This is a genomic window from Rossellomorea marisflavi, from assembly GCF_022170785.1.
Taxonomy (GTDB): domain Bacteria; phylum Bacillota; class Bacilli; order Bacillales; family Bacillaceae_B; genus Rossellomorea; species Rossellomorea marisflavi_B.
Window position 1 is genome coordinate 479,181 of the sequence record NZ_CP081870.1, and the last position, 19,507, is coordinate 498,687.

Genomic DNA, 19,507 nt, shown 5'->3' on the forward strand with positions numbered 1-19,507 from the left:
CCCGTCGGGGCATTTTTTTGTCTGATGTGTATACATCAGGCCCTATCATGAAGGTGGATACTATGGCTGGCAAGGAGGCGGTCCCTAAAATCCCTGCTGACGCGTCTTGAGTCATAGGCGCACACTGAGAGGAGATTCTCTTCTGCGACGATGACATCCGCCTGTTCTTCTGAGTGGAGGAGCTTGCTCACTTCGCTTTCGTCCCTCCATTCGATATGTGCCCAGGTTCTATAACGCATTTCGGGGTCGAATTCGCCTTTGAACAGGGTGGGAAGAAGATCCGGGATGGAGTTGATCCGAAAGTCTCCGTGTGCATAGTAGAATTCGTAATTATTGAGAAACCTGACCTGGTCGAGTTCAGGTGCTGTCAGTTTTTGAGCTAACTTAAGAACGATCATAGGAGCCATCCGGTCGCTTTCGACGATGATGGTGCATTCGTTTTGACGAAGTCCGGCGATGACATAGTCCACAACGTTGGAAACGTATTGTTCCTGATTGGTGAAGAAGTATGCGACGTGCCCTTTGGTAAGGCTGCGGAGGTCCGAGACCTCTTGTACTTCGATTTGCTTCAATTTTGCACCCCATTTGGTTTGTGAGACGTATTCCGTCAATGTTGTGGCGTCCCGTTTAGTTAAGTGTAACACAAAATATATTTGGAAAAGTAGGTTTGTGGAAATTATTGAAAATAAGTTTGGTTTATATTAATCCGGTTTACTAGATAGTTGGAAAAGGATTGTAGTGAGAGTGGTTCGTTCCGTTCCGCTGCGTGTGGCCGCTTTCCACGGGGCTTGCGGTGAGCCTCCTCATTCTTGCGGGGTCTCACCCTGCGCGCTATTCCCGTAGGAGTCGTCCACCCTCCGCTGCACTGCACTCTGCGGTGAAGAGTGGTGAGGTGAAAACATGATTTGCCTCAGCATAAGGATGGTGGTGATGGTGACAAATACGTTCCTACTAGGGGGATAGCAGTGGAAGTGGTTCGTTCCGTTCCGCTGCGTGTGGCCGCTTTCCACGGGGCTTGCGATGAGCCTCCTCATTTTTGCGGGGTCTCACCCTGCGCGCTATTCCCGTAGGAGTCGTCCACCCTCCGCTGTACTGCACTCTGCGGTGAAGAGGGCGAGGTAAAAACGTGATCTTACCCAGCATATGGTGGTGATGGTGACAAATCCGATCCTGCTCTTTTATTTGGAGGGGGATAGCGGTGGTAGTGGTTCGTTCCGTTGCGCTGCACTCTGCGTTGAAGAGTGGTGGGGTGGAAATGTGATCTGCCTCATCAAATAGATGGTGGTGATGGTGCCAAATCGGTTCCTACTCTTTTATTTGGAGGGGATAGCAGTGGGAGTGGTTCGTCCCGTTTTGCTACACATACACTTCACTAAGGTAATAGGTGTTTCCTCTATTAATAGATGAAGCCACGTTAAGAAGAGTTGAGATGAGCCCCCATCGCATTCATCACTCTTCCAAGATTAATTCTCCATACAAAAAAGGCTGATCCACCACTGAAACCAGTGTGAGTCAGCCTTTTTAAACGCATCATGCAAAGGATCGGAAATTCCGTCCCCAAATTTCATGCATGGAATGGACGGTGATGAATGCTTCTTTATCGGTTGCCTGGATGTAGGTCTTGAGTTTGGAAAAGTCCTTGCGCTCCAGGATGGTGGTGATGACTTCCTTATCATCTTCCGAAAACCCGCCTCTGGCAGAATGGACAGTGGCCCCTTTATGGAGTTCGTGAATGATGAACCCACGGATGTCTTCACTCTTCTCGCTGATGATGACCACTTCTTTCCGCTCATTGAAGAACTGGATGCTTTTATCGACCAGCAGTCCTTTCAGGATCAATCCGAAGAATGCGTACAACCCGGTCTGCAGTCCGAACAAGAAAGCGGAGGCGAGGACGATGAGTACATCGGACAGAAGGACGGCGGTGCCGAGTTCAACATTGATGTACCTGTGAAGTACCTGGGCCAATACCCCTGTTCCTCCGGCAGATGCTTCCTGATAGAAGATCATGGCGACGCCCACGGCACCGAGCAAGGTTCCGATCACAACCTGCACAAGGACATCGGGACTGATCGGCTGGTGGACAGGGAAGAATGATTCCATTCCCCAGACAAACCCATTAAGGATCAGGGTGGCGATCACGGATCTGATCCCGAATGCAGGACCGATCAAAATCAGGCCGAGGAGGAAGAGAGAGGCATCCAAGGCGAGCATCAAGGCTCCCACAGGGAGGTTGATGATTTCCGCTAGGACGATCGCCGCTCCGCTCGTGCCTCCAAGGGCAAGGTTATTTGGCGTCAGGAAAAAATGTATATTCAGGGCCATGAGGAAGGCGCCTATGACGATGATAAGATAGGTTTTAAATAATTTCATATGGTGGAGCAAGCTCCTTTCCTAAAAAGGTTCCATCCCGATTATAAAGAGCCTGAGGAGTGAAGTAAACGGAGAAAAGCGATGTAAGCATTTACTTATAAAAGTTTATATAGTGAGTTTTTTCAGACTATATTTTCCTTAGGATCTGTATTGACATTTATTGATCACGACATTAATATTTAAACAGGTTAAATATTATAGTGTATAAGAAAGGGGGCAGGCCATGAAACAGAATGATGTCCCTCCTGGCTATATTGAAAGGCTTTTTAAAGCATTTTATATAACCAACAGGCAAATACAGCAGGATATGGCACAGTCATTCAAAGAACTTCATCTTACGGGACCGCAATTCTACATCTTGTATCTCCTCTGCCAAGAAGGTGGTGCGAAACCGACCGAGTTGGCCGATAAGCTTGAGGTGAAACCGAGTGCGATCACGGTGATGGTCGATCGGCTGATCAAGGGGGGCCTGGTACGGAGGGAGAGGGATGAGGATGATCGCAGGATCGTCAAGTTGGATAGTACGGAGGAAGGAAGGGCAATCTTTGAGAAAGCGAAGGTTATTCGGAAAGGGATTTTTACCCGGTACTTATCCTATTTGGAAGAAGCGGATATCGAGCAGCTGGTGATGACATATGAAAAGCTCGCTGCCATTATAGAACATACAAAAGGAGAGAATGAACGTGTCAGAACAACAAACAGGTATCAATAGGCGCCTGGTCTTGACCGGTCTGATCATCGGGATGTTCTTCAGTGCCCTTGAGCAGACCGTTGTGGGAACGGCGATGCCGACCATCATTGCGGAACTGAATGGATTTTCCATCTTTGCCTGGGTCACGACCGCCTACTTGATCACATCCACGGTCGTCACACCCATTGTCGGGAAGCTGTCGGATTTATATGGAAGAAGGCTGCTTTATTTAATTGGTGTCATTATCTTTATTATAGGATCAGGCTTGTGTGCTACAGCTAGTACTATGGAACAGCTTGTATTTTATCGCGGCCTTCAGGGAATCGGGGGAGGCATGATCATGCCACTATCCCAGACGATCATCGGAGATATTTTCTCCGCTGAACAGCGCGCGAAGTGGCAGGGAGTATTCGGTGCGTTATTCGGCCTCAGCTCTGTCATCGGCCCCTTCATTGGTGGTGTTATCGTTGACAGCATCAGCTGGCACTGGATCTTCCTGATCAATGTACCGTTTGGGTTCCTTTCGGCCATCCTTCTTTATATCGGGCTGAAGAATGAAAACCTTGGTCGTAAAATAGAGAAAGTCAGCATTGACTATCTTGGTATCATCACATTGGTGCCGGGACTCGTGATGCTACTGCTTGTCCTGAACTTCGGCGGTGACAAATTCGCCTGGACGTCCGGAACGAGCATCCTCCTATTCGGTGGAGCCCTTCTTTTCTTAGTCGTATTCGGCTTAGTCGAGAAGAAGGCGAAGGAGCCGATTTTGGATCTGAGTTTATTCAAGAATCGCGTCTTTGCCACAACGAACGCCCTTGGGTTCCTTCTCGGACTAGGCATGTTCGGAGCCATCATGTTTGTCCCGATGTTCATGCAGGGGATCTTGGGTGTGACACCTACCCAGGCGGGATCAACCATGACGCCGATGATGATCGCCTTGATCGTCGCAAGCATCATCGGGGGCAGGCTACTGTTGAAGCTGAAGTTCCGTACAGTCCTGACGACTGGGATGCTCATCACGGTTCTAGGCTTCCTGCTCATGAGCACGATGGGACCCGAATCGAAGGAATTCACCGCTTATCTCTATATGGTGGTGATGGGCTTCGGGATGGGGCTTGTGATGCCGACCTTGATGATTGCCATCCAGAATGAATTTCCAAAGTCCCGTTTGGGGGCTGTTACATCGGCTTCGACTTTCTTCCGTTCGATCGGAGGAACGATCGGTATCACCGTATTGAACGCGGTAATGAATCAATCTCTTCAAGGAAATATGAAGGATGTTGCAGCTAGCGAATCAAATACGGCAGTTGCACAAGTCCTCAAGGCATTGAGTGATAAGACAGACAGCTTGTTCGGAGTCCTTGTGACCCCTGATGTTCTTCAACTGCCTCAAGAAATCGGGAAAGCTGTTATTTCAGCTGTTGAAATGGCATGGTCGGATGCGTTCACGACCGTTTTCCTGACAGGTTTGATCTTCATCAGTGTCGGCGTATTCGTCGCATTATCAGTAGGTAGTGGCAGGATCAAACGGGACCATGAAATTGAAAATGAGCAAAAAGAAGCATCGATGGATCCCGCCTATACGGAATAAGCCCTTCTCACCTGATTCCTTCATGGAGTCAGGTGTTTTTTCCTTTCTATAAGATTTAATTTTCAGAAAATATATTGACATGGGAGGGGGAAAGGCGGTATGTTTTGAATAGTTACATATAACATAATTTTGATGAATCGGTATTTTAACGTTATATAAAAAATAGTGGGAAGGTGGCGGTGCGGGTGATCCTGCATGAAGTGGAAACGGTGGACCGTGAAACAATGGAAACCCTGCAGTGGAACAGGCTGAAACAAACGCTTGCCGCGGTCTATGAACATGTACCCCTTTACCGGAAGAAGTTTGATGAGCATCAGGTCCATCCTGCCGATCTGCATTCTTTGTCAGACATCAAAATGTTACCGCTTACAAATAAAGCCGACCTCCGCTCTCAGTACCCTTTCGGTATGTTTGCCGTACCGAAGGAGAGCATGGTCAGGATCCATGCTTCGTCTGGAACGAGCGGGAAACCCACGGTTGTAGGGTATACCAAGCGGGACCTTGAGATGTGGAGCGACATCGTCGCAAGGGCCATCGCGGCAGGCGGCGGGAAACCCGGAAGTATCCTTCACAATGCCTACGGGTACGGTTTGTTCACGGGAGGGCTGGGACTTCATTATGGAAGTGAACGTTTGGGGATGACGACGGTCCCTGTTTCCGGTGGCAACGCAGCAAGACAAATCACCCTTCTGGAGGATTTCCATCCATCCATCATCTGCGGGACGCCTTCCTATATCCTGACCATTGCCGAAACAATGGAGTCTCAAGGGAAGGATCCGGCAGGACTTTCCTTGGAGTATGGGATATTCGGGGCTGAGCCATGGTCAGAGACGATGCGGATGACGCTTGAGAAGAAGCTCGGGATCAAAGCGTGCGATATCTACGGACTGAGCGAGGTCGTCGGACCGGGTGTCGCCATGGAATGCCATGAAGCGCAGGATGGTCTTCATATCGCAGACGATCATTTCCTAGTGGAGGTCATTGATTCCGTGACACTCGAGCCGCTTGGTGAAGGAGAATTCGGTGAGCTCGTGTTCACGAGTTTGACGAAGGAAGCATCCCCGATCATCCGGTACCGGACCGGTGACATTGCCTCCATTACGAAGGAGCAGTGCCGATGCGGCCGCACGACGACGAGGATGTCAAGGGTGAAGGGGAGGGTGGATGACATGATGATCATCCGCGGCGTCAATGTGTTCCCTTCGGAAATTGAGCACTACCATCTGCAGGTCGAGGACCTTTCCCCTCATTATCAGGTGTATGTGCGAAAGGAAGGAGCCTTGGATGCGGTAGAGCTCAGGGTCGAAATCAGCGATTCATTTTCTGAAGAGATTTCACATGACTTGTCACATGAGAAGGCAGCCCTGCTTTCCTCCAAAGTTAAGGGGATGATGAAAGAACGCTGCTACGTCTCCATGGACGTCACGCTTGTAGGGAAGAACGGAATCCCGCGCTCTGAAGGGAAAGCTGTCAGGGTAGTGGATTTGAGGGACGAGGGTTTGATAAGCCACTAAAGGAGCAGCAGATGCTGCAAGAAGGAGGCGGAAAACATGATCAGTCAAGAGAGGACAGACGGGGAGCTTATGGCAGATTTCATGGCTAAGATTGAATCTGACAGGAAGGTCGAAGCAGATGATTGGATGCCTGATGACTATCGGAACGCACTGATCAAGCTGATTTCCATGCACGGGATCAGTGAAATCATGGGGGCCCTGCCGGAAAAGGAGTGGGTCCCGAAAGCACCTACCCTGCGCAGGAAGCTAGGCATCATGGCGAAGGTACAGGATGAGATGGGACACGGCCAGCTCCTTCTGCGTGTAGCCGAGGACTTGATGAAACCGTACGGGAAAACAAGGGAGGGCATCATGCGCGATCTCTTCTCCGGCGACCTGAAATTCCATAATGTCTTTCACATGGAAGCACCGACATGGGGGGATGCTGGGCTGATCGGATGGCTGGTGGACGGGGCCGCAATCATTACCCAGACCAATATGTTGAATGCCTCCTATGGGCCGTACGCAAGGGCGCTCAAGCGGATTTGTGCAGAGGAAGTTTTCCATGCGCAGCACGGCGAGGCCATTATCATGGCCCTTGCAGAGGGTACACCGAATCAGCGTGCGATGGTACAGGATGCCGTCGACCGCTGGTGGGATTCACTGCTCATGTTCTTCGGTCCCGGAGATGTCAAAACGACGGGGTCGTCCAAGCAGGACATCACGATTAAATACAAGATCAGGACGAAGACGAATGAGCAGCTCAGGCAGGATTTCTTCACCAAATATGTCCCGAGGATCCTGTCCCTCGGTCTTACTTTGCCGGACCCGTCCATGGCGTTCGATGAAGCGACGGGGGAATGGACATACAGGCAGCCTGACTGGCAGGAGTTCAAACAGATCATTAAAAACAACGGTCCAAAGTCAAAGGAACGCCTGCGCCTTAGGGAGTTATCCTATGAAAACAATGCCTGGGTCCGGGAAGCACTGAGCTGAAGGGAGTGAGAAGATGTCAGGGGATAAGCAGTTTTATCAGGAATTCGAAGTCTTCAGCAAGCGTGCGGATGGAGGGGTCATGCAGCATCAATTCAGCCTTCTCGCTCCGAACCACGAGCTTGCCATGATCATGGCACAAGAGAATTTCATGAGACGCGAACCGGTCGCAGATATCTGGGTGGTCAAACGCTCCGATGTACGCATGATGACCCCCGATGAAAGGGGAACGTTGCAGCGGCTCGATAATAAAGATTACCGCAATGCGAAAGGCTACGGTTACCTGAAGAAAAAGTGGCGCCAATACGAGCAGGAGATGCTCGATGAAAAAGAAATCATGTCCTGGGGAGAGTTGGTGAAGAAGAAATGAAGCAGTACGAGTTGAATACGATCCCCGATGAAGGGTATAGGCAGGCCCTTGCCGCCCTCCTTTACCAACTGGCAGATGATGATTTCATCCTTGCCTACAGAGGGTCCGAATGGCTGGGGCTGGCTCCGCACATTGAGGAGGATGTGGCTTTCTCCTCGATCAATCAGGATACGATGGGGCATGCTTCCATGATCTACGAGCTGTTGGCAAGCCTCGGTGAAGGAACCGAAGACGAGCTTGCCCATGGGCGTACCCCGGAGGAGCGAAGAAATGCCATCATCCTGGAGGAAGTCAATGGACCGGGTGATTACCTGATCGAACCCCGCTACGACTGGGCCTTTGCCGTCGTGAGACATTATTTCTACACGGTGGCGAAGAAGGTTCGCATGGAGTCTCTCAAGCAGTCAAGTTATGGTCCGCTTGCGGAGGCCGCCGTCAAAATCAATACGGAGTTGTACTATCACCTTCTTCACTGGCAGACGTGGTTCACACAGCTTATGAATGCAGGCGGGGAAGCAAGGAAGCGGATGGAAGAAGCCGTCTCGCGGGTATGCGACGACTTTCTGGGGGTCCTGACCCTCGGACCGGATGGGGAGAGCATGTCCCGATACGGACTCATTGAAGAGGAAGCCATTCTTGCCTCCCGATGGACCGAAGCACTGAAGAAGCCATTCAATTCCACAGGAGTCCAGCATCCACCGGTCGCCCGGAGCTTAAGGGGAGATGGGCGTAAGGGTGAACATACCGGTGATCTGACTGATGCCCTTCATACACTCAGTGAAGTGTACAGACTGGAGGCATCTGCCACCTGGTGAAGGAGGGAAGGTATGGAACAGACGGTCATGAAGATACTTGAAACGGTCAAGGATCCGGAAATCGACTCCATCTCCATTGTCGATCTCGGAATGGTCCATTCAATCGAGATGAAGGGAGGGCGATGCACCATCAAGCTCTTACCCACCTTTGCCGGATGTCCGGCTCTGGATATCATCAAAGGAAATGTCAAAAAGGCGTGCATGGCTCAGCCGGGGATAGAAGAAGTGGAAGTGCGCTTCGTCTATACACCGCCTTGGACCTCAGACCGGCTGACGCCAAATGGAAGGGAGAAGCTGAAGGAATTCGGTATCGCCCCGCCCCCCGAGAAGTTTACGAGTCTTGAAGAGTGGGAGATCCATTGTCCATATTGTGATTCCCATTACACGTCAATGGAAAATCTATTCGGACCGACGGCGTGCAGGAGCATCCTGTACTGCAAGGAGTGCCGGAACCCATTTGAAGCGATGAAGCCGATTTCCACAACTATGTAAAAAAAGAAAAGGAGAGATGGATATGGTCAAGTTGATTGCACTGTATAAACACCCGGAGGATAAGGCAACGTTTGATGAGCATTATTTTAATATCCACGGACCAATCACGGCAAAGATCCCTGGTCTGAAGAAGATGGTGGTAACGAAGATCACGGGATCTCCCATGGGAGGAGAGGGCGACTATTATCTGATGTGCGAGATGTACTACGACAGCCATGAATCGATGAAAGCCGGTATGAAATCGCCTGAAGGAAAGGCATCGGGTAAGGATCTCATGGGATTTGCAGGCGACCTGGTCACCCTTATGATCGGGGAAGAGATCGATGGAGCAGAGTGATGAATTCATCACGGTGAGGGTGGAGGATGCCATCGGGATCGTTGAATTGAATCGTCCCGATGTGCTGAACGCCCTCAATCGCCAGATGGTCTCTGAAGTGGTCGGGGCGTTCGAGCGGCTCGATCGTGACGAAAGCGTGAAGGTCATCCTCCTGATGGGGAAGGGCCGTGCTTTCGCCGCGGGGGCCGATATCAAGGAAATGGCAGATGCCAGTCCCGTAGATTTTGAGCTTATGGACCCCTTCGCACCATGGGACCGGATGACCCTCATCAAAAAGCCCATTATCGGAGCTGTGCATGGATTTGCCCTCGGCGGAGGATTCGAACTTGCCCTCAGCTGTGATCTGTTGTTTGCGGCCGAGGATGCCCGTTTCGGGTTCCCCGAGGTGAATCTCGGCGTCATGCCAGGTGCCGGGGGAACCCAGCGGCTCACGAAGCTGCTCGGGAAGACCCGGGCAATGGAATGGCTGCTGTCAGGTGATACGTTCTCAGCCGAAGAGGCCTTACAGTGGGGCATCGTCAACCGGACGATCCCGCAGTCTTTATTAATAGAAGAAACGAAGCGTTTTGCCCGAAAGTTGGCCGATAAGCCTCCGCTTTCCCTGCGTCTGATAAAAGAATCGGTGCACACGGCGGTGGATGCCACGGTATCGGAAGGGATGAAGCAAGAACGGAAGAACTTCTATCTGTTGTTTGCCTCTGAAGATCAAAAAGAAGGAATGAAGGCGTTTGTGGAGAAACGGACAGCCGAATTCAAGGGGAGGTAAGCCATGTTTGAAACCATCCGTTATGAAGTGAAGGACTCAGCAGCCTGGATCACCCTGAATCGGCCGGACCGCCTCAATGCCTTCATCCTCCAGCTGAACCGGGAGATCCAAAAGGCGGTCAAGACGGCAGAACGGGATGAAGGGGTGAGGGTGATCGTCATCACCGGGGAAGGCAGAGCCTTTTGTTCCGGCCAGGATCTCAGTGAGGTGGATGAGAATATGGATCACGGTGACGTGCTTCGCCGCCAATATGGACCGATGGTAAAAGCGATGGAGGATTGTCTGAAACCCATCATTGCCGCCGTCAACGGGGTCGCCGCCGGTGCCGGCTTCAGCCTCGCCCTTGCCTGCGACTTCCGCCTGGTCTCCGAGAAAGCAAGCTTCATCCAATCATTTGTCCATGTCGGGCTCGTGCCGGATTCCGGCAATCTCTATTACTTAAGCAATCTGATAGGCTATGCAAAGGCGATGGAACTGGCTGTACTCGGTGAAAAGGTCAGTCCTCGGGAAGCAGAAGCCCTCGGACTTGCCACCAAAGTGATCCCGGCTGAATCATGGGAAGAGGAGACTGCGAGATTCGTAGGACGGATCGCCTCCCTTCCGACAAAGGCGATCGGTTCAATGAAGCGGTTATTGAAGGATGCACCGAATCGGACATTTGACGAGTATTTGGAAAAAGAAGCCTACGCCCAGCGGATGGCCGGCATGACCGTGGATCACCGTGAAGGTGTCGAAGCATTTATGGCAAAGAAGAAACCTGTGTTCCAAGGACGATAATCCAAAAGGAGATGAAGAGATGTCGACAGTGAAAGAGCAAACGTTTGACGTGTTGGAAATGAAGAGGGAGCATTATTCCTTGATCATCGGGGGCCAACGGACGGAAAGTGAATCCGGCGAAACTTTCACCACCTACAATCCGGCTACAGGGGAAGCATTGGCAACGGTGTCGCTTGCAGGCATCGAGGATGCAGAGAAAGCCGTACAGGCTGCACGCAATGCCTTTGATTACGGAAAATGGAAAAAGGCACCCGTCAACAAACGTTCACGCACTCTCAATAAAATCGCCGGGATCATGCGGTCAAGATTCAATGAGCTGGTATCGCTTGAAATCATGGACAGCGGAAAGTCCCTGTCGGCCGCACAGGGTCAGGTCATGCAGGCGATCGAAGACTTTGAATTCTATGCAGGCGCCATCGTCGGTCACAGGGGTACGGTGAATCCGGTCCCAGGTCAATTCACCAATGTAGCGGAGAAAGAGCCGGTCGGAGTCTGCGCGCAGATCATTCCATGGAATTATCCATTGATGATGGCCGCTTGGAAGATTGCACCCGCCCTTGCCGCCGGATGCTCCGTGATCGTGAAGCCTGCGACCCTCACCCCTCTTACCGCCATCGTCCTGGGTGAGATCTGTATTGAAGCCGGCGTACCGGAAGGAGTCATCAATATCATTCCAGGCTCCGGTTCAACGGTGGGGAATTATCTGGTGGAGCACAAGAACGTGGATAAAGTTGCGTTCACCGGCTCGACACCTGTAGGGAAGAACATCATGGAAAGGGCGTCCCAGACATTGAAACGAGTCACTTTAGAACTCGGCGGGAAATCCCCGAATATCGTATTCGCCGACGCCAATCTGGATGCAGCCGTCGACGGATCTCTCTTCGGAATTTTCTATAATACCGGTCAATCCTGTGAAGCCCGGTCCAGATTATATGTACACGAAGATATCTATGATGCGTTCATGGAGAAGTTCGTTGAGAAAACGAAGAAGCTCACCCTGGGTGATCCTCACGATAAAGGATCACATATCGGAGCCGTCATTGATCAGAAGCAGGTGGATACGATCCATGAGTATGTGACATCGGCGAAAGAAGATGGGGCAACGATACTGACCGGAGGAAAACAGGCAAAGGTGGCCGGCTTTGAAAAGGGAAGCTGGTATGAGCCGACGATCATCACCAATGTGAGCCATGACATGAAAGCCGTAAAAGAAGAGATCTTCGGACCAGTCGTGGTTGTCATGACGTTCAAAGATGAGAAAGAAGCGATCCGCATGGCCAATGACAGCGAATATGGTCTCGGATCTGCGATCTGGACAGAGAATCATGGTCGTGCAACACGGGTGGCAAAAGCGATCCAGGCCGGAATCGTCATGGTGAACTGCCCATTCTCCGCGTTCCCTGGCACCCCGTTCGGCGGATACAAGCAATCCGGATTCGGTCGGGAGCTTTGCGTCGAGACGCTGGACCTGTATACCGAGACGAAGAGCATCATTTCCTATTTCGGCAATCGTCCACTGAATCCATTCGGTGTGTAATGAAACAGACAGGGGTTGTCCTTTCCGGAGGTCAACCCCTTATTTCTAGAGAGGAGAGGGTATCATGCGGAATCTAGTCGTAGTCGGTTCAGGGGTCATGGGGAGAGGGATAGCCTACGTAAGTGCAGTAGGTGGATATCGGACCACCCTTGTGGATATTAAGGAAGAACAGCTGCTCCGTGCAGAAAGGGAGATTGCAGGATATCTTCAAAAAGGGATAGAACGCCAAAAGCTTTCGGCGGATCAATACGAAGAAGCAAAAGGGAACCTCCAATATTCTACCAATCTGTCGATCGCCGTGTCGGATGCTGATTTTGTCATCGAGGCTGTACCCGAAGACCGGGAGCTGAAGCGCTCCGTATTCCAGGTGCTTGACGCCCATGCTCCTGAATCATGTTATTTTGCCACCAACACGTCCACCATGAGCCCAACGGAAATCGGTTCTTACACGAAAAGGCCCCAAAAGGTCATTGCCATGCACTTCTTCAATCCTGTACATAAAATGCCCCTGATCGAGATCATCAAGGGCTTGGAGACGGATGAAGAAACGGTGGAGGCTGTCCGCGAAGCTGCAAGCTCCATGGGGAAGGAGACGGTCATCATTAATGAATTCCCTGGATTTGTCACAAGCAGGATCTCGGCTCTCGTGGGGAATGAAGCATTCTTAATGCTCCAAGAGGGGCTCGGGACACCGGAAGACATTGATAAAGCCATCAAACTTGGGTTGAACTATCCCATGGGACCGTTTGAGCTCGGAGATCTGGTCGGATTGGATACGAGACTCAATAACTTGAAGTACCTCCATGAAAAGCTCGGAGATAAATACCGTCCGGCTCCCCTGTTGGAGCAGTATGTGAAGGCGGGAAGACTGGGGCGTAAGACGGGAAGGGGCGTATATGAGTACTCTGTGGAGAAAGAAAAGGAGAAGTCGACATGAGGGAAGTTGTGATCGTCGATGCCGTCAGAACCCCGATCGGGAGATACAAAGGAAGCCTTAAAGGCGTAAGGCCTGATGATCTCGGGGCAGCTGTCATCAAGGCCCTGATTGCGCGAAATCCCGATGTCCCCCTTGAATCCATTGAAGAAGTGGTGTTCGGAAATGCAAACGGAGCCGGAGAGGACAACCGGAATGTAGCCAGGATGTCGGCCCTGTTGGCAGGACTCCCCGTTGAAGTGGGGGGGACCACGATCAATCGCCTGTGCGGATCCGGACTCGATGCGGTGAATTATGCGGCCCGTGCCATCCTGGCAGGTGAGGGAGAGATCTTCATCGCAGGAGGAACGGAGAGCATGACCCGTGCCCCCCTGGTCATGAAAAAGCCGGAAAGCGAATTTCCCCGAGGGAACATGGAGATGTTTGACACGACCATCGGGTGGCGGTTTGTGAACCCGAAGATGGAGGAAATGTACGGAACCGATTCCATGCCGGAAACAGCTGAAAACGTTGCGAAGAGATTTGCTATCTCCCGTGAAGAGCAGGATTGTTTTGCCTTGGCAAGCCAGACCAAGGCCAAAGAAGCGCAGGTGCAAGGACGCCTTGTGGATGAGGTGGTACCGGTTGAGGTATTCAACAAACGAAGCGGCGTAATGCATGTCACTCAGGATGAGCATCCGAGACCGGATACCGATCTCGCAAAGCTTGCTGGATTAAAGCCGCTATTCAAGGACGGGTCCGTCACGGCAGGCAATGCTTCAGGGGTAAACGACGGGGCGGCCGCCCTGCTCCTGATGAGCAGGAACAAAGCAGAGGAGCTGGGATTGACGCCTCTCGCCCGGTACGTGACGTCTGCTGTCGCCGGCGTCGAACCGTCCGTCATGGGCATAGGACCCATCGATGCCACCCAAAAGGCATTGACCAGGGCCGGCCTAACCATGGAACAAGTCGGACTGGTGGAGTTGAATGAAGCATTTGCCGCCCAGTCCCTCGCCTGTATCAGGGAGCTTGGACTCGACGAGGCGATCGTGAATGTCAATGGAGGTGCGATTGCATACGGACATCCCCTCGGGGCGAGCGGCGCAAGAATCCTGACGACACTCCTGCATGAGATGAAGAGACGGGATGTCCAATATGGCCTTGCCACCATGTGCATAGGGGTCGGGCAGGGAATCGCGACCGTGGTGGAAAGGCTGAAGGGATAAAGGCACAGGTAAACCCGCGACCATCATGCCGCGGGTTCGATGTGTTGTTTTGTATAAGAGGCTTGATAGGCAGCCGTACCGACAAGGGAGGCCAGCAAGGCAAGTTCGAACAGGTTGGTCACGGCACCGCTGTCCACAGGAATGCTGACAGCACTGCCGATCGTCATGATCAGGGAACCGAGGAAGAACCAGATCCATCCCTGCACCTTCCAGATGGCAATCGATGCCGCAAGAAGGACGATGGCCACGATGAGGACCATGATAGGCGGGCCGGAAGAGGGATCGGCATTTCCGTACGACAGCACGCCGTACGACCATTCCGGTGTCACTTTCAGGCCGACGACCTCTGTAAGGAGTTCCACAGTGATCAGGCCGATGGTCAGGAGGAAGGCACAAGAGCGGAATGCCGTCGTCCGCGCTGTCCGGATTCCTCCCTGCTCAAGGGACTTCCAGGCAAACAGGACCAGGAGCGGTGTGAAGAAGGCATGCATGTAATACCGCACAAGGCTCAGCTCTTTCAGGAGCCGTCCTTCCCCTATGTATTTTCCTGAGGCGATGATGCCGTTATCGTAAATGAGTCCAGCGATGACGGGAAGGAGGAACGCGATACTGAGAGCGTGCCGTTTCCTGAGGATCCGGATTGACATGACGAAGAGGACGATATAGGCGATGGTAAAGGCAGAGAATAAGAGAGTATCCATACAACAGTCCTTTCTGCTATTTTTCTTATCCCTTCCCTTAATGGACCTTGTTGAAACAGGTGATGTAAACGCTTCTTATTTCAGATAATTATGATATTATAATAGTTATACGTTAAGAACACGTCACGCGATAACGGTACATCATAGATCGGGCGTAAAAGGAGAGGCTTGCATGAATACAAGATCAATGATCTTCACCTTGTACGGGGATTATATCAGCCATTACGGGAATAAAATCTGGATCGGGAGCCTGATCCGGCTTCTGAATGAGTTCGGCCACAATGACCAGGCAGTGAGAGCGGCCATTTCCCGAATGAACAAGCAGGGCTGGGTCCAGGCAGAGAAACAAGGGAATAAAAGTTATTACACATTGACCGAGCGCGGTGTCGACCGGATGGAAGAAGCTGCGAACAGGATCTTCAAGCTCAAGCCTGAGGAGTGGGACGGGAAGTGGAGGATCTTCATGTACTCCATTCCGGAAGAAATCCGGAGTATTCGGGACGAGCTCAGGAAAGAACTGGTTTGGAGCGGTTTCGGCACGATGTCCGCCAGTACGTGGATTTCCCCTAATGACTTGGAGAAACAGGTTAGGCAACTGATCCGGAAATACGAGATCGAAGAGTATGTCGACTTCTTCATTGCAGACCATAAAGGGCCGAGTGAAAGCAGAAGGCTCGTAGAAAAGAACTGGGATCTGGAAGAAATCAATGCCAAATATGAGGGTTTCATCGCGGAGTACAGCCGCATGTATATGATGGATAAAAGCAAGATTGCCAAGGGCCAAATGAGTGATGCGGAGTGTTTCGTAGGGCGGGCAAAGCTTGTCCATGAATACCGGAAGTTCTTATTCGTGGATCCGGGACTTCCTGATGAGCTGCTACCGGATAAATGGCTCGGAGGTCATGCCGCCACGCTATTCGGAGAGTATTATAAGGAGCTTGCTGAGCCCGCCTCCCGCTTCTTCGAGAGTGTATTCGAAGATGGGAACGAGCTCACCAATAAAGATACATCCTATGACGTGATGAACCATCCGCTCCTGATGGATTAGAATCTGTTTCTGGAAATCAACTTATACAGGCCGACCATGACCAATCCCGCGATAAGGGAAGCCCACCAGCTGAAAGAAAAAGAAGGACCAAGGTCTGGGAGGAAAAACAAGGCAAGGAAGAATGGTAAACTGATGGCTCCACCGCCCAATCCGCCGATCAGCGCCATCTTGCCGGCTGAATCTTTTTCTTGAAATAGTGAACGCTTGATGATGGAAAAGAACATCTTGATCTCTGTCAATATGGTGAGGAGTAAGATCACCGCCATAATGGCTGCCGAGCCGATGAATACATCATTTTCCACTTCTTTGAAGAAAGAGGCGATCAGTAGGCCTGCTCCGCGGATGGCTAGGAAAATACCGAACAGGTTCAAGGCCATCAGGGAAATGAACCCGGCTACGCTCCGTTTGCTCTCGGGAGGAAGCTGTTCGACAAGCTCGTCTGCATATGCTTTCGGATCAGCTCCGAAGATCATCGTAGCTGTCTTTCCTTCGTCCTGTCCTTCGAGGAGATGTTCGAGGATCTCCATGAGGATCTCTTCAGTTTGCTGATCAGACAGGGTGAGCTGGAGTCGGAGGTACAATAAGATATCGGAATAATATTTTTCGTTCTCTTCGGTCAGTTTTTCTCTCTTTTGGTTATTTAATTCGATCAGTTCTTTTGCTGCGATCAATGGTGTTACCCCCTTTTCAATAGTTGGTTGACCGGGACGGATAGATGCTCCCACTCTTGGGTGATCTCTACTAGCGCGGCTTTTCCGTCCTCAGTCAGTGAATAATATTTCCGGTTCGGACCCGACTCGGACGGCCGCATTTCGCCTGTGATCCATTTATTCTTCTGCAGGCGGAGAAGGACGGGATAGATCGTTCCTTCACTTACATCCTGCAGACCGGATGCCTGAAGTTTCCTGGACAATTCATAGCCATAAACGGGCTCCTTTTCAATGACGGCCAGGATGCATCCATCAAGAATCCCTTTTAGCAGTTGGCTTCGGATCGACATGACGATTCTCCTTTAGGTATATTGTAAAACAAGATACTAAGATAAAAGTTCAGCTACCTTGTTACGCAAAGTAGCTATGAATAGCATAAATGCTGGAAGGGGTTTTGTAAACCTCTTTTTTTAATCATGAATAGAGTGGAGGAGGAATCGCTATGAATAGACTCACAGAATGCCTCGGGATCCAGCACCCCATCATCCAGGGAGGCATGGGGAACATCAGCAATGCCCGCCTGGCTGCGGCCGTGTCGGAAGCGGGTGCCCTGGGGACGATCGGGACAGGGACCATGGGTGTGAAGGAAGTGGGGGAGATCGTCCGGGATCTGAAGGTGCTCACGAACCGGCCATTCGCCCTGAATATCCCGATTACGATGACGCCTGACCTGAAAGGCATGATCGGGATTGCCATCACGGAAGAGGTACCCGTGGTTTCCTTATCAGCAGGAAATCCGGCACCGCTCATTCCTGTCCTTCACGAGCACGGGATCAAAGTGGTATGCGTGGTGGCCTCCCGTAAGCAAGCAAGAAAAGCGGCGGATGCAGGGGCAGACGTCCTGGTGGCAGAAGGGTATGAAGCGGCGGGCATCAACTCCCATCTCGAGACCACGACCCTGGCCCTCATCCCGCAGCTTGTGGATGAAGTGGCTATTCCCGTCGTGGCAGCCGGGGGAATTGCGGATGGCCGCGGGCTTGTAGCCATGCTCGCCCTGGGCGCAAGCGGCGTCCAGATGGGAACCCGGTTCATCGCGACCAAGGAAGCACCCTTTCATGAGCGGTATAAAGAAACCCTTCTTGCAGCGAATGATCACGGAACACTTATTGTCGGGCGGAGCGTGGGAAGGGTACGGCGCGTTCTGAGGGCGCCCTACGCTGAAAGGGTATTGGATCTGGAAAAGCAGGGGATGACTCTGGAACAGTACTCGGAACTGACCTCTGAGGACAACCATCGCAAGGGTGCCCTCGAAGGAAAACTCGACGAGGGTTTCATCAATGGTGGACAGGTGGCCGGTCTGATCGGTGATATACCGACCGTCAAAGAAGTGGTGGACGGGATGATGAACGACGCCTCAACGGTCCTGAGGGCTCTTTCAGGCACTATGAAGGTAGAATAAGAGTTAGAAAAGCAGTGGGTGAGGAAGACGCCCGCTGCTTTTTTCGTTTAAACCGCTAAAATCTTCTGGAAATCCTGAGCCAAAACAACTATACTGAGAGTAATTTTTAAATTTTCCGAATATTATTGACTATTTCGTGACGTCAGTGATAATATAACGTTGTATTAACGGTGCGTATTATTTTTATCACAGAAAGGATTCGGTAGTCTTATAGACTATTAATCATATAACTTGTGATCAAAGGGGGATTTCTGTGAAAAAGAAAGGTTGGTTATTGGGTGCATCGTCCATGCTCCTCGGGATGATGATTTTATCGGGTTGCGGTTCATCAGAAAAAAGCGGTAGCGATGGCGATGGAAAGAAGGAATATGTAATCGGGGTCAGTCAGATCGTCGAGCATCCGTCACTTGATGCAGCTTACAAAGGGTTTAAGAAAGCACTGGAAGAGAACGGATTCAAAGAGGGTGACAACGTGAAATACGATGTTCAGAATGCCCAGGGTGATCCGAATAATTCCCAGACCATCGCCAAAAACCTCGTCGGGGACGGGGTGGACCTTATTTTCGCCAATTCAACACCGAGCGCGCAACATGCTCTGAATGCGACCAAGAAGATCCCCATTGTGTTTACATCGGTGACGGATCCCGTCGGTGCTGAGCTGGTGAAATCATTCGAGGAGCCGGGGGAGAATATCACGGGTACATCGGACAACCATCCCGAAGCGACCTCCAAAACGATCTTTTTTATCACAGATGAACTGAAAGCGAAGAAAATCGGGGTGATCTATAACTCTGGTGAACAGAACTCCGTCGTGCAGGCCAAGGAAGTGAAGAAGCTTGCTGAGGAAAAGGGAGCGAAGGTCGTGGAAGCGTCTGTATCCACTTCAGCGGAAGTGAAGCAGGCGACTGAATCGCTTGTAGGCCGTGTAGATGCCATCTACGTCCCGACGGACAATACGGTGGTCTCAGCACTTGATGCCGTCATCGGTGTTGCCAATGATAAAGATATTCCACTCTTCGTCGGTGAACTTGATTCCATGAAAAAAGGTGCGGTAGCCGCCAGCGGATTCAGCTATGAAGATCTTGGATATGAAACGGGCCTCATGGCCGTTAAGATCCTGAAGGGCGAGAAGAAACCGTCTGAGATCAGCGTTGAGTATCCGAAAGATTTCAAGCTTATGATCAACAAGAAAGCGGCCGAAGAGCAGGGTGTCGAGGTAAAGGATGCCTGGAGTGAACTCGGAGAATTCTACGAAGAGTGATAGAAAGGATGATT

General features: G+C 51.3%; 21 protein-coding genes. 16 read left to right on the forward strand and 5 right to left on the reverse strand.

The window, feature by feature from the left end; translation table 11 throughout:
* Positions 1–35: 35 nt before the first annotated feature.
* Together K6T23_RS02535 and K6T23_RS02540 are read right to left on the reverse strand one after the other, a co-directional pair.
* Positions 36–572 carry an MEDS domain-containing protein gene (locus tag K6T23_RS02535; protein WP_238283525.1) on the reverse strand — a complete coding sequence of 179 codons (537 nt, stop codon included), beginning with the start codon at positions 570–572 and terminating at the stop codon, positions 36–38.
* 958 nt (positions 573–1,530) lie between these two features.
* On the reverse strand, positions 1,531–2,373 hold the full coding sequence (locus K6T23_RS02540; RefSeq protein ID WP_053428844.1) for a YitT family protein: 843 nt from the start codon (positions 2,371–2,373) through the stop codon (positions 1,531–1,533).
* A 223-nt stretch (positions 2,374–2,596) separates the two neighbouring features.
* On the opposite strand from K6T23_RS02540, the gene K6T23_RS02545 reads away from it, so the two are divergent.
* The 13 genes from K6T23_RS02545 (at position 2,597) to K6T23_RS02605 (ending at position 14,374) form a co-directional block, all read left to right on the forward strand.
* Complete coding sequence (locus K6T23_RS02545; protein ID WP_238283526.1) at positions 2,597–3,085, forward strand: MarR family winged helix-turn-helix transcriptional regulator; 489 nt, start codon at positions 2,597–2,599, stop codon at positions 3,083–3,085.
* The gene (locus K6T23_RS02550) at positions 3,051–4,655 is read left to right on the forward strand and encodes an MDR family MFS transporter (RefSeq protein WP_238283527.1); all 1,605 of its coding nucleotides are present in this window, start codon (positions 3,051–3,053) and stop codon (positions 4,653–4,655) included. The genes K6T23_RS02545 and K6T23_RS02550 overlap by 35 nt, the downstream gene beginning before the upstream one ends.
* Before the next feature lie 185 nt (positions 4,656–4,840).
* Positions 4,841–6,169 carry a phenylacetate--CoA ligase family protein gene (locus K6T23_RS02555; RefSeq protein WP_238283528.1) on the forward strand — a complete coding sequence of 443 codons (1,329 nt, stop codon included), beginning with the start codon at positions 4,841–4,843 and terminating at the stop codon, positions 6,167–6,169.
* A gap of 36 nt (positions 6,170–6,205) precedes the next feature.
* Entirely contained in the window at positions 6,206–7,144 is a 939-nt protein-coding gene (gene paaA, locus K6T23_RS02560) for a 1,2-phenylacetyl-CoA epoxidase subunit PaaA (protein WP_056532697.1), read from the forward strand.
* A gap of 13 nt (positions 7,145–7,157) precedes the next feature.
* Positions 7,158–7,511, forward strand: coding sequence for a 1,2-phenylacetyl-CoA epoxidase subunit PaaB (gene paaB / locus K6T23_RS02565; RefSeq protein ID WP_056532702.1), 354 nt, complete (start codon positions 7,158–7,160; stop codon positions 7,509–7,511).
* Positions 7,508–8,326 (forward strand): 1,2-phenylacetyl-CoA epoxidase subunit PaaC, encoded by an 819-nt coding sequence (paaC, locus tag K6T23_RS02570; RefSeq protein WP_238283529.1) that lies wholly within the window; start codon positions 7,508–7,510, stop codon positions 8,324–8,326. The genes paaB and paaC overlap by 4 nt, the downstream gene beginning before the upstream one ends.
* 12 nt (positions 8,327–8,338) lie before the next feature.
* The gene (gene paaD / locus K6T23_RS02575) at positions 8,339–8,818 is read left to right on the forward strand and encodes a 1,2-phenylacetyl-CoA epoxidase subunit PaaD (protein ID WP_148985968.1); all 480 of its coding nucleotides are present in this window, start codon (positions 8,339–8,341) and stop codon (positions 8,816–8,818) included.
* Positions 8,819–8,840: 22 nt separating this feature from the next.
* A complete protein-coding gene (locus tag K6T23_RS02580) occupies positions 8,841–9,155 on the forward strand; it encodes an EthD family reductase (RefSeq protein ID WP_159642210.1) in 315 nt (104 codons plus the stop codon).
* Entirely contained in the window at positions 9,142–9,921 is a 780-nt protein-coding gene (locus K6T23_RS02585; protein ID WP_238283530.1) for an enoyl-CoA hydratase/isomerase family protein, read from the forward strand. The genes K6T23_RS02580 and K6T23_RS02585 overlap by 14 nt, the downstream gene beginning before the upstream one ends.
* 3 nt (positions 9,922–9,924) lie before the next feature.
* Complete coding sequence (locus K6T23_RS02590; RefSeq protein ID WP_238283531.1) at positions 9,925–10,698, forward strand: enoyl-CoA hydratase-related protein; 774 nt, start codon at positions 9,925–9,927, stop codon at positions 10,696–10,698.
* Between the two features lie 19 nt (positions 10,699–10,717).
* Positions 10,718–12,235, forward strand: coding sequence for an aldehyde dehydrogenase family protein (locus tag K6T23_RS02595; RefSeq protein WP_238283532.1), 1,518 nt, complete (start codon positions 10,718–10,720; stop codon positions 12,233–12,235).
* A 61-nt stretch (positions 12,236–12,296) separates the two neighbouring features.
* Positions 12,297–13,172, forward strand: a complete 876-nt coding sequence (locus K6T23_RS02600; protein ID WP_238284370.1) for a 3-hydroxyacyl-CoA dehydrogenase — start codon at positions 12,297–12,299, stop codon at positions 13,170–13,172.
* A complete protein-coding gene (locus tag K6T23_RS02605; protein WP_238283533.1) occupies positions 13,169–14,374 on the forward strand; it encodes an acetyl-CoA C-acyltransferase in 1,206 nt (401 codons plus the stop codon). Before K6T23_RS02600 ends, K6T23_RS02605 begins: the two co-directional genes overlap by 4 nt.
* Positions 14,375–14,397: 23 nt before the next feature.
* Here the strand turns inward: K6T23_RS02605 and K6T23_RS02610 are convergent, their stop codons facing one another.
* Positions 14,398–15,075 (reverse strand): hypothetical protein, encoded by a 678-nt coding sequence (locus tag K6T23_RS02610; RefSeq protein WP_238283534.1) that lies wholly within the window; start codon positions 15,073–15,075, stop codon positions 14,398–14,400.
* 172 nt (positions 15,076–15,247) lie between these two features.
* Between K6T23_RS02610 and paaX the strand changes: the two genes are divergently transcribed.
* Positions 15,248–16,123, forward strand: coding sequence for a phenylacetic acid degradation operon negative regulatory protein PaaX (gene paaX, locus K6T23_RS02615; protein WP_056532732.1), 876 nt, complete (start codon positions 15,248–15,250; stop codon positions 16,121–16,123).
* Here the strand turns inward: paaX and K6T23_RS02620 are convergent.
* Both K6T23_RS02620 and K6T23_RS02625 read right to left on the reverse strand, forming a co-directional pair.
* Positions 16,120–16,794 (reverse strand): DUF1129 family protein, encoded by a 675-nt coding sequence (locus tag K6T23_RS02620; RefSeq protein WP_238283535.1) that lies wholly within the window; start codon positions 16,792–16,794, stop codon positions 16,120–16,122. The genes paaX and K6T23_RS02620 overlap by 4 nt on opposite strands.
* 5 nt (positions 16,795–16,799) lie before the next feature.
* The gene (locus K6T23_RS02625) at positions 16,800–17,123 is read right to left on the reverse strand and encodes a PadR family transcriptional regulator (RefSeq protein ID WP_056532739.1); all 324 of its coding nucleotides are present in this window, start codon (positions 17,121–17,123) and stop codon (positions 16,800–16,802) included.
* A 152-nt stretch (positions 17,124–17,275) separates the two neighbouring features.
* Between K6T23_RS02625 and K6T23_RS02630 the strand changes: the two genes are divergently transcribed.
* Positions 17,276–18,232 (forward strand): NAD(P)H-dependent flavin oxidoreductase, encoded by a 957-nt coding sequence (locus K6T23_RS02630; protein WP_079514691.1) that lies wholly within the window; start codon positions 17,276–17,278, stop codon positions 18,230–18,232.
* A gap of 289 nt (positions 18,233–18,521) precedes the next feature.
* On the forward strand, positions 18,522–19,493 hold the full coding sequence (locus K6T23_RS02635) for an ABC transporter substrate-binding protein (protein WP_238284371.1): 972 nt from the start codon (positions 18,522–18,524) through the stop codon (positions 19,491–19,493).
* Positions 19,494–19,507 lie beyond the last annotated feature (14 nt).